At 54.4% G+C, this 11,134-nt stretch carries 6 protein-coding genes, 2 pseudogenes and 2 riboswitches; of the genes and pseudogenes, 3 read left to right on the forward strand and 5 right to left on the reverse strand.

What is annotated here, in order from left to right; translation table 11 throughout:
• The 3 genes and pseudogenes from B3P58_RS15865 to B3P58_RS15875 all read right to left on the reverse strand — a co-directional run.
• Positions 1–324 (reverse strand): annotated as a pseudogene (locus B3P58_RS15865) (hypothetical protein); the annotation flags it as partial.
• A 228-nt stretch (positions 325–552) separates the two neighbouring features.
• Positions 553–4,065 carry a chromosome segregation protein SMC gene (gene smc, locus B3P58_RS15870; protein ID WP_286718979.1) on the reverse strand — a complete coding sequence of 1,171 codons (3,513 nt, stop codon included), beginning with the start codon at positions 4,063–4,065 and terminating at the stop codon, positions 553–555.
• A 2-nt stretch (positions 4,066–4,067) separates the two neighbouring features.
• A complete protein-coding gene (locus B3P58_RS15875) occupies positions 4,068–4,727 on the reverse strand; it encodes a GntR family transcriptional regulator (protein WP_145469470.1) in 660 nt (219 codons plus the stop codon).
• Between the two features lie 280 nt (positions 4,728–5,007).
• Here B3P58_RS15875 and B3P58_RS15880 point away from each other — a divergent pair.
• Positions 5,008–6,117: pseudogene (locus B3P58_RS15880) on the forward strand (alkane 1-monooxygenase); the annotation flags it as partial.
• A gap of 39 nt (positions 6,118–6,156) precedes the next feature.
• On the opposite strand, the gene B3P58_RS15885 reads toward B3P58_RS15880, so the two are convergent.
• Positions 6,157–7,044, reverse strand: a complete 888-nt coding sequence (locus B3P58_RS15885) for a DMT family transporter (RefSeq protein ID WP_230331657.1) — start codon at positions 7,042–7,044, stop codon at positions 6,157–6,159.
• A gap of 335 nt (positions 7,045–7,379) precedes the next feature.
• Here B3P58_RS15885 and B3P58_RS15890 point away from each other — a divergent pair, with 335 nt between their 5' ends.
• Together B3P58_RS15890 and B3P58_RS15895 are read left to right on the forward strand one after the other, a co-directional pair.
• A complete protein-coding gene (locus B3P58_RS15890; protein ID WP_225691748.1) occupies positions 7,380–8,222 on the forward strand; it encodes a formate/nitrite transporter family protein in 843 nt (280 codons plus the stop codon).
• Positions 8,223–8,318: 96 nt separating this feature from the next.
• Entirely contained in the window at positions 8,319–10,064 is a 1,746-nt protein-coding gene (locus tag B3P58_RS15895; protein WP_230331656.1) for a bifunctional protein-serine/threonine kinase/phosphatase, read from the forward strand.
• Positions 10,065–10,098: 34 nt separating this feature from the next.
• On the opposite strand, the gene B3P58_RS15900 is transcribed toward B3P58_RS15895, so the two are convergent.
• The gene (locus B3P58_RS15900) at positions 10,099–10,719 is read right to left on the reverse strand and encodes a trimeric intracellular cation channel family protein (protein WP_225691746.1); all 621 of its coding nucleotides are present in this window, start codon (positions 10,717–10,719) and stop codon (positions 10,099–10,101) included.
• A 22-nt stretch (positions 10,720–10,741) separates the two neighbouring features.
• Positions 10,742–10,850, reverse strand: a riboswitch (glycine riboswitch).
• Positions 10,851–10,964: riboswitch (glycine riboswitch) on the reverse strand.
• Positions 10,965–11,134: the final 170 nt, after the last annotated feature.

An 11,134-nucleotide genomic window follows, 5' to 3' on the forward strand; every position in this document is an offset into this window, starting at 1 on the left:
CAGCTCGGTAAATACCGGCTCCTGTGCAGGCTGGCGCGGACGGTCCTGCTCCTCCGCACGCTGCTGTGCCTGACGAAAACCGAGCAGTGCATCATCCTCATCAGCATCCTGCACGGTGCTCTGACCGGCCGCTTTATTAACAACACGAACACCACCGGGCAACTCCGGGTTATGGCCGTCGTCCGGAAAGCGGAAATCACTGCTGACATCCAGACGCAGAGCTTCAGCACGCGCACGGCGCATGCGGCGGAAGCCATCAATTAATATTGCCACCATCACTAACAATCCGATCAGGATCAGGACGGTTCGCCAACTCCATTCCATAGTTGCCTCAGACTTTCATTCACTGTTTTGCCGCTCCGGAAAAGCGCTCGATGGGACATCAGAACGGCAGGGTTTATTTGGGTTCAAAGTGTTACACAACGATTCACGCGAAAACAGACCCCGGACGGCGCTTTTGGCCTCTTTTTTGCCGTCCGCGATTCCGGGGTCTGACTTTCTGCCACAGCCCAGCCAAATAGCCGGGGGAAACGATCCACCAGCCGGATAACCTCAGGCGTCGATCATTTCCGCGGCCTCTTCCACATCCACCGACACCAGACGGGAAACCCCCGGCTCGTGCATGGTGACGCCCATCAACTGAGACGCCATCTCCATGGCAATTTTGTTGTGGGTGATATAAATAAACTGCACCTTCTCCGACATAGCTTTTACCAGACGCGCATAGCGACCAACGTTGGCGTCATCAAGCGGTGCATCCACCTCATCCAGCATACAGAACGGTGCCGGATTCAGCTGGAAGATGGAGAACACCAGCGCGATGGCGGTCAGTGCTTTTTCGCCACCGGACAGCAGATGAATGGTGCTGTTTTTCTTACCCGGCGGGCGCGCCATGATCGCCACCCCGGTGGTCAGCAGATCTTCGTCGGTCAGCTCCAGACAGGCGTGGCCGCCACCAAAGACTTTCGGGAACAGCTCGGCCAGGCCGGCGTTCATCTTGTCGAAAGTTTCCTGGAAGCGGGTGCGGGTTTCACGGTCGATTTTCTGAATCGCGCCTTCAAGCGTGTTCAGGGCTTTTTCCAGATCCTCGTTCTGCGCATCCAGATACACCTTACGCTCGGACTGAATACGGTATTCATCAATCGCCGCAAGGTTAATGGCACCCAACCGCTGGATACGTTCAGCGATGCGCGCCAGCTCTTCCTGCCAGCTGTCGGCATCCGCCTCTTCCGGCATATTGTCGAGCACATCTTTTAACGTGAGCTTTTCTTCCTGCAGGTTTTCCACCAGCGCCTGACGACGGATATCCAGCGCCTGACATTCCATGCGCACTTTTTCCAGTTCGTTACGCACATCCAGCGCTTTCTTTTCAGCATCGGCGCGGGCCTGTTCCAGCTCACGCAGGCGGGCATCCACCGCTTCAAGCGCATGCCGGGCAGCCGACATAATCTGCTCGGCGTTCAGACGACGCTCCAGCAGTTCTTCCATTTCCGCTTTCAGTTCGTCGAGATCGGCGCTGTGATCGCGGTTCTGGTTATCCAGAATCTGTTGCTTACGTTCGCGCAGGCGCTGCATCTGTGCGGCCAGTCGTTCGATCGCCTGCTGTAAGCCCTGCTCACGGCTCTTCAGGGTCTGCACTTTCAGCTGCAGCTGATGGGCCTTGTCCTGATGCTGACGAGATTCCATGCGCGCCCGCTCCAGCAGTTGCTGTACGCGGTTGCGCTCGGCCTGCAGACGTTCGCGCTCATCGGTATCATCGTCGATGGCGCTCATCGCTTCCTGCCAGGTCAGACGCAACTCTTCCAGAGCTTCGCGCTCCAGTGCCTGTAACTGTCTGGCTTCGCTGATATCCTGATTCAGTTTGTCGCTGCGCAGGGCAAACTGCTCGGCACGCGCCTGTTTGCCGGACAACTGGGATTTCAGGGTGATCAGCTTCTGGCTGACCTGCTGCTGTTCACGCTGAGCGGTTTCACGCTGCTGCTCCAGTGAGCGCAGCTTAAGCTGGTCAGCATCCAGATCGGCATCCCACTCTTCGACCTGAATATCCAGTTCTTCAATCTGATCTTCCAGAACCTCAAGTTCCTGCTGGCGGGCCAGTACGCCGCCCTCACCGTCAGCGGCGCGGGCAACACGCAACCAGTTAGGGCCAAGCCAGATACCATCGGCGGTAATAATGGATTCATGGGCGGCCAGATTGCCGCGCGCTGCCAGCGCAGAGGCCAAATCATCGGCCACTTTAACCCCGGCCAGCAGGCCGCTGACGTCCTGACGGCTCTGCACTTTGGCCGCCAGCGTACCGGCAGCACCCGTGTTAACCGCAGCAGCACCCTGTCCCTGTTGCCATAAACTGAGGTGTCCTTCTTTAAAACTGCCGAGCCAGTGCTGTGCCGGATCAAGCTGATCGATCATCACCGCCTGCAGGTAATCGCCCAATACGGTTTCAACCGCCCGCTCCCAGCCACTTTCGACCTGCAGCTGCTCGGCCAGACGTGGCTTACGCGCCAGCTGATGGCTTTCCAGCCAGTGGCTGACGGCTTCTGAGCCCTGCCCTAAGGCGGCTTTCTGCAAGGCATCGAGGGTGGCTTTGCGGTTCAGCATCTGCTGTAACTGCGCCTTGCCTTCATCCAGCTGACGGCGTTGCTGTTCCAGCTGTTCACGACCGGCGGTTACCTGCTCCTGCAGACTGTCGAGGCGTTCCTGCTGGCTGTCGGCGGCCAGTTCCTGTTCGCTGACTTCTTCGGCCAGTAGCTGAATTTCTTCCAGCTCCGGGTTGTCTTTCAGCTGCTGCAGTTCCTCTTCCAGACGACGAATCTGCTGGTCGAGACGGGTAAGCTGCTGCTCACTGTTCTGAATGCGGGTCTGTGCCACTTCTGCCTGACGGGTTGGCTCACTGGCGCGCTGGGTAAAGCTGTCCCAGGCGTCCTGCCAGCGGCTCTGGGCTTCTTCGGCCTCCAGCAGCATGGCGGCGGATTCTTCTTCACCGGCCAGCAGCATTTCCAGCTCCGGCTCCAGCAGCATCAGTTCTTCACCGACGGCTTCGCGCGCCAGCTGGTCTTCTTCCAGCGATTTTTCGGTTTCAAGGATGGCCTTTTCCGCTTCCGCCATATCCTGATCAAGCTGCAGCGCCATCTGCGCCTGATGCTCGAGCTTCTGCTCATGGCGGGCAATGTGAGCACCTACTTCGTAGTATTTGCTCTGCGCGCTGTTAAACAGATCACCTTTTTCCTGATGCTCCAGACGCAGGCCTTCGATTTCGGCATCGGCGGCACGCTGTTCAGCCATATGGGCTTCGAACTGGGTCTGATGTTCGGCGATTTTCAGCTCGCGAACGCGGTAATCGGCATCCAGCGCCTGCCACTTCAGGGCCTGCAACTGTGCCTTTTTCTCGCGTTCCTGGGTTTTTAATTCTTTGTATTTTTCTGCCGCCTGGGCCTGACGCTGCAGATGGGATAACTGCCGCTCCAGTTCCTGACGGATATCCTGCAGGCGTTCGAGGTTTTCATGGGTGCGGCGCATGCGGTTTTCGGTTTCGCGGCGGCGCTCTTTGTATTTGGAAATACCGGCCGCTTCTTCCACATACACCCGCAGCTCTTCCGGTTTGGCTTCGATCAGGCGCGAGATCATGCCCTGCTCGATAATGGCGTAGGAACGCGGACCAAGGCCGGTGCCGAGGAAGATATCGGTAATGTCTTTACGGCGGCATTTGGTTCCGTTCAGGAAATAGGTCGACTGACCATCGCGGGTCACCTGACGACGCAGACTGACTTCGGCATAACCGGCATATTCACCACGCAGGGTGCCGTCACTGTTATCGAATATCAGATCAACACTGGCCTTGCTGACCGGTTTACGCTCGGACGAGCCATTAAAAATAACGTCGGTCATGGCATCGCCACGCAGGTATTTGGCTGAGCTTTCGCCCATTACCCAGCGCACCGCATCGATGGTGTTGGATTTACCACAACCGTTAGGGCCAACGATGCCGGTCATATTGGTACTGAACGGCACGGTGGTCGGGTCAACAAAAGATTTAAAGCCGGCCAGTTTGATGGCTTTCAAGCGCATGTTCAGGCCTCCTCAGCCATCGCTGCCAGTACCAGTTCGCGCTGGTGCTGGCCATAGTTCTGTAGTAATCCCGGCAGGGCCCGCAGATTGCGTTTTAACACGGCATCCATCAAACCGGCAAAAAAGCGCGCGGCGTACTCCGTTTCCTGCGGCGAGCGGCGGATCGCCAGCGCATAGGTGCGATGCAGCGCTGGCTGCAGATCTTCCAACACTTCCGCCAGATACTGATTACCGGCGATAGCAAATGCCATGCGCATAAGAACAAAACCGGATTCAACAAAGGCGACTTTGTCTTCGCTTTGCTGCAGTTCCTGAATAATCTGCACTTGTGCCAGCAACGGCCGGATATTGTTATCGGTCCAGTTTTCCGCAACCCGCTGTGCCAGCATCGTCAGCAGGTCGATGTACAGATCGTACAGGCTGTTAACGCCCTGTTCGGTCAGCGTGGTCACCACGGCACCACGGCGCGGCAGAATATCAATCAGATGGCGGCTTTCGAGTATCAGCAGGGCTTCACGCACCGAGCCACGGCTGACTTCCAGCTCACTGACCACGCGGGTTTCCTGAATACGCTCACCGGATGTCAGCTGCCCCTGAATAATACGTTGCGCCAGATAGCGGGCAATCTGTTCGGAAAGGCTTTCAGGCGCAGAAAAACTCATCGGGGTCTGTTCCATACTGATAAAAAAACCGGCGGCGATATTAGCACAGAATGCTGCACAACCGGGCTATGCCATAGCGTCTGCAGCGCATTCCTGCGTCCGGTGATGCCCATCCTGCCAACATTGACAACGGATCACCCGAAATGACGCAATTGCCTGTACCACCAACTCCCGCTCCGCTGCAGGCTGACCGCAAATGACCAGAGAATAAGACGGATATAACTGAAAGATTGTCCGACAATCCTACAAACAATAACAACAACCCCATGAGGAGATGTCGATGTCTGAACAAGCACCAGGCTCACGTATGCTGACGTTTAAAAAATACGCCTACCTGCTGGTCGTGGTTCCGCCATTGCTGCTGCCACTGTCGCAATGGCTGTGGCAAAACATTGGTTACGCCAACCTGCTCGCCTTCTTTCCGTTGCTGTTTGTTTACGGCATTGTCCCCATCCTTGACCACATTATTGGCCAGGACCCGGTGAATCCGGATGAAACACGGGAAGTACCGAAGCTATCGGAAGAGCGTTTTTACCGCCTGCTGACGCTGCTGTGCCTGCCGATGCAGCTGGCGGTTCTGTTTTATGCCGGACACGTTTTTGTAAGCGCAGAGCTGAACTGGGTCGGACAACTCGGCTGGTTACTTTCTCTCGGCACCGTGGGCGCTATTGTCGCCATTAATGTCGGTCATGAACTGATTCATAAAGACCCCAGACTTGAGCAATGGACCGGTGGTCTGTTACTGGCCTGCGTTTCTTATGGTGGCTTTAAGGTTGAGCACGTACGCGGCCATCATGTGCATGTGTCCACACCGGCCGATGCATCTTCTTCACGCTACGGTCAGAGCCTGTATCAGTTTTTGCCCCATGCTTATCTGCACAACTTTCTCAATGCCTGGAAACTGGAAGCCAAACGTCTGCGTCATAAAGGCCACTCACCGTTCAGCTGGCGTAATGAACTGATCTGGTGGTATGGCTTCAGCCTTTTACTGGCAGCGGTATGTGGAGCTTTGTGGGGCTGGATGGGGGTGTTTTTCTTTGCTGCCCAGAGCTTCTTTGCCTTCAGCCTGCTGGAAGTGATCAACTACGTTGAACACTACGGCCTGCACCGCCGCAAGCTGGACAATGGCCGTTACGAGCGTCCGGATATCGAACACTCCTGGAACAGCAACTACCTGTTAACCAATCTGTTCCTGTTCCAGCTGCAGCGTCACTCCGATCACCACGCTTATCCGAAGCGTCGCTATCAGGTACTGCGCCATCACGATGTCAGCCCACAGCTGCCCAGTGGTTACGCCACCATGGTGGTGCTGGCCCTGATTCCGCCACTGTGGTTTAAGGTAATGAACCCTCGCGTTGAACGTTACTACAAAGGTGAAGAGCACCAGCTGCAAAGTAGCTTACAGACAGCCCCTGAACAGGACACCGGCTCAGAACAACGCCAGACCCGCCGTGGCAACAATGATCAGCAGCATCAGCAACAGTTGCCACGGCTTTACGTTCTCACCGAACAACCACACGCCCCAGCAGGCCGCACCGATAATGCCGACGCCACGCTTAACGGTTTCAACAATGCCCGGATGAATCTCCGTTACCGCCAGCCACTGGCCGCTGACCGCCAGCACAAACACCAGTAAAGCCAGCGCCATTAATCCCCATGGGCCGGAATAACGCGGCACAGACAAACGATCACGGCGGCGTAATGAATCAACGCTATAGGCCAGCAATAACACCAGACACATGCCGGCACTCTGAATCAGGCCGTGAAAAAAGACCGTGGCCGATGTCAATGCCATCTTGTCAAAGACAATGCCCGTGCCCCAGCACAGAGCGACGACCAGCATCAGCCCCAAACCCGCACCTGCTTCTTTTGGCCTGAGCAATAAATTCCAGCCCGAATGCAGCAGAAAAATCGCCAGCACAATGCTCAGCATCGCCAGCAACTGCACCCCGCTTAACCGCTCCCCCAGCAAACCCGCGCTGAGCACTGCTGCCACAACCGGCGTAAACGACAGCACCGGCACCAGCAAGGCAATACGGCCGACACTGAGTGCTTTGATATAGCAGACACTGGCCAATGCTGATACCAACAGCGATACCAGCCCCGGAAGCCAGTAACCCGCCTCCGGCAGTGACGCCCCCCGAGACAACCACAACAACAGATAAAGCGGAGTAACGCCGGCACTGAGCCAGATAGCCAGAGTCAGCGGCTGTGCATGAGCCGTCAGTTTTTTGCGCGCCAGATCGAACAGCGACCAGGCCAGCGCAGATAGCAACATAAACGACATAGCAGTCCCGGTGATGATAAATAAAGCCATCTTACGTGTTCACCGGACCGACGTCAGCGACCTGCTGAAAATGAATCAGGACGATGCACTCTGTTTTTTTATTGCGCAAAAAGGGGGCAACTGAAAAAGAGAACAACCCGGATGTACGATAAAAACCCGGATAAATGCCAGCGAGCAGCAAAAAAATAAAACTGGCACGTCTTCTGCTGAACATATTGCATTCCACATCAACGGCGATATGGAACACAACCTGAATTTCCGGATAACGGCGTCCACTCCGCTTGCATACTGCAGGTGGATGGGACGCCGTTTTTTATTTCCGGACAGCTGTTGAGAAATTTCTTAAACGTTAATGAGGTAATGCTATGTCTTATCTGATGCCTGCCGAGTTTGCCACCAAAATGGTAGATGCCGGTGAAGCAAAAATTTATATGTCGACCCGCGATACACTGGTACGCGCTTTTATGGCCGGTGCCATTCTCGCTTTGGCAGCGGTTTTTGCTGTCAGCGTTGCCGTTGCAACCGGTTCACATCTGATTGGTTCCATTCTGTTTCCCGTTGGTTTCTGCATGCTCTATCTGATGGGCTTTGATCTGCTCACCGGTGTATTTATGCTGACTCCGCTGGCCTGGCTGGATCGTCGCCCTGGTGTTACCTGGGGACAGATTCTGCGTAACTGGGGACTGGTTTTTCTCGGTAATTTTGGTGGCGCGTTAACCGTTGCTTTCCTGATGTCATTTATTTTCACCTACGGCTACAACACCGATGGCGGTGCTATTGCTGAAAAAGTTGCTCATATCGGTGAAGCCCGTACTCTGGGTTACGCTCAATACGGTGCAGCCGGCTGGTTTACCATTTTTATCCGCGGCATGCTGTGTAACTGGATGGTTTCTATGGGTGTTGTCGGCGCCATGATTTCCACCAATGTCAGCGGTAAAGTGATCGCCATGTGGATGCCGATTATGCTGTTCTTTTTTATGGGCTTTGAACATTCCGTTGTAAATATGTTTCTGTTTCCGTTCGGCCTGATTATGGGTGGTGAATTCTCGGTAATGGATTATTTTATCTGGAATGAAATTCCAACCGCACTGGGTAATCTGGTGGGTGGTCTGGCCTTTACCGGTTTGACCCTGTACGCCACCCACGTCCGTACTGCCAAAAAACGCGCGCTGATGTCAGCACAGACCCAGGCTCAGCCACAGATGTAAATTCTGGGCTTTATAAAGCTCAGGTCATAAACACCAGCCATAAACCCTGGCAATGCTTGCCGGGGTTTTATGGCTGACAGTCTGCAGCGATGATTTATGTCCTCTCTCCGTATTCAGCTTGGCCAGTATTCCTGCGCCGGACGCAAAGCCGTTAATCAGGATTTTCACGGCGCCTGTCTTGCCGATACCCTGCAGAAAGAACGCAAGGGTATTGCCATTGCTCTGGCCGATGGTATCAGCAGCAGTAATGTCAGCCAGATTGCCAGCGCCGCTGCTGTTAAAAGTTTCCTTGAAGATTATTACTGCACCCCTGATGTATGGAGTGTGCGTAAATCAGCGCAACGGGTTATTCAGGCCAGTAATTCCTGGCTTTACAGTCAGACGCGGCGCAGTCAGTACGCCTGGGAGCGGGATAAAGGCTATATCTGTACTTTTTCGGCGCTGATTCTGAAATCCACTCAGGCGCATATTTTTCATTGCGGTGACTGCCGCGTTTATCATCTGCAGGGACACTCGCTGGAGCAATTAACCCAGGATCACCGGGTACAGATTTCTGCCGAACAAAGCTATTTAGCCCGCGCGCTGGGCATGGACCAGCAGCTGGATATTGATTACCACAACATGCCACTGACTGCCGGCGATGTTTTTATTCTCGCCACCGATGGCCTGTATGAATTTGTCAGCCACGGACAAATCACAGAAGCCATTGCACAAGCACTGAAAATTAACAGCGAAAATAGTCTCGAACTCTGTGCACAGCAACTCGCTGAACTGGCATTGAACCAGGGCAGCGACGACAATATCAGCATTCAGCTGGTATATATTACCTCACTGCCCGATACCAACATTAATGAATGGCAGCAGCAATTACAGCAGCTGACGTTACCACCGGTACTGGATGAAGGCGCAGAATTCGATGGTTTTACCCTGCTGCGCCGTTTGCATATCAGTGGCCGCAGTCATGTGTATCTGGCCCGCGATCAGGACAGTAGTGAAAAAGTCGTTTTAAAATTTCCGGCCTCAGATATTCAGGCCGACAGCGCCAGCCTTGAACGTTTTCTGCTGGAAGACTGGATTGCCCGGCGCATCGACAGTCCCTGCGTATTGGCAGCGGCACAGAACAACCGGCCAAAGCAGTATTTATACAACGCCACGGAATGGATTGAAGGCCAGACACTGCGCCAGTGGATGCTGGATAACCCGCGGCCCGATTTAATTAAAGTACGGGATATCGTCGCCCAGATAGCAAAAGGCTTAAGAGCTTTTCACCGGCTGGAAATGCTGCATCAGGATTTAAAGCCCGACAATATTATGATTGATGCTAACGGTTGCATAAAAATCATTGATTTTGGTGCCGTGCAGGTTGCAGGTCTGGCAGAAACGCATCAGTCTCCGGCGGAAAATCCTTTTCCGGGCACCGTTCAATATATGGCGCCGGAGTATTTCTGCGACGGTTATACCGGCACGCATTCCGACCTGTTTTCTCTCGCCGTCATCACCTATCAAATGCTCAGCGGCGGCGAATTGCCTTATGGTCTGAACGTCGCGAAAGCGCGGACGGTGCATGCGCAGCGACGCCTGCAATACCGCCCGCTGGCCATACCTGGCCGTAACATACCGCCGTGGATCGACACCGCTCTGGCAAAAGCATTGCAGCCTCTGCCACATAAACGCAGTGCGGAGTTATCTGAATTTATTTTTAATCTGAACCAGCCCGCTGAGGATTATTTGCGTCAGCAGAAGCCACCGTTAATGGAGCGCGATCCTCTGCTGTTCTGGCAATCAACCACCGCCATACTGCTGCTGACGGTGGTCTGGCTGAGCTGGAAGCTGTTGCACTAACGCGGCGCTAGCAAGGCAATAACGCCAGCATGTTTCAGTTCTGCCAGCGCTCAGGGGCATAGGAAAATACCGGTAACGACCAGCGCCAGCGGATCGCTGCCAGACGCATGGCCAGACCAACGGAAAAAGCCGCCAGCATGGTGACGCTTTCGTTCACACCAAAATGCAGCAAGGTTAAATACAGCAGCGCGACCAGTAAAGAAACGCTGGCGTATAACTCGTGGCACAACACCTGTGGGGTCTGATTACAGAGAATATCGCGCAGAATACCGCCAAAAATACCGGTAATAATGCCCGCCATAACCACCACCGGCAGACTGTAATCCAGCTTCAGCGCAACATTGCAGCCGATAATGGTAAAGGCCACTAAGCCCATGGCATCAAGAATTAAAAACAAACGCTGTAAACGATGCATAAAACGCGCAACCACCATGGTCAGCAAACCGGCGGATACCGTGAGATAAATATAAGGGGGATGCTGAGTCCAGGTAACCGGGAAATTACCCAGTAGGACATCACGTACAGTGCCACCACCCAGCGCCGTTAAAAAGGCGATTAAGGCAACACCAAACATATCCATATTACGACGACCGGCGGCGAGCGCCCCGGACATGGCTTCAGCGGTAATAGCAATTAAATAGACAGTGGTCAGCACACAGAACTCCTGCGTAACCTGTGCCCCTCCCCCTGTCCTGTGTACCTGAGAGTTTAACCGTACGGAATGGTCCGCCGGCTTGCTCCTTCGGTGGACTGCATCAGGTGCAGCCTCTCTCCAGATGGCCTATCAATGAACCCGCAGTCCGGTAGCCTGAGCGTTTATGGGAGTTTGCGCCTTCGGCGGGTGTACGGCTGAATGCCAGCTTAGTGACAAATAACACACCACTCTCCTGCGGGGCCGCCATTGTAGACAATCGGGCCACAGAACACCAGACGCTGAACAAATGATCAGTTTTATATCCCCGCCAGCCTGAATCGCAGGCACAAAAAAAACGGCCGGAGCCCACTGCTGTCCCACAGTTTGGAGTGACTGGATGTCACTCCAAACTGCAGCATTCCTCAGCTGCTGTTTT

The organism is Thalassolituus sp. UBA2009, assembly GCF_002335285.1.
Taxonomy (GTDB): domain Bacteria; phylum Pseudomonadota; class Gammaproteobacteria; order Pseudomonadales; family Oceanobacteraceae; genus Venatoribacter; species Venatoribacter alkanivorans.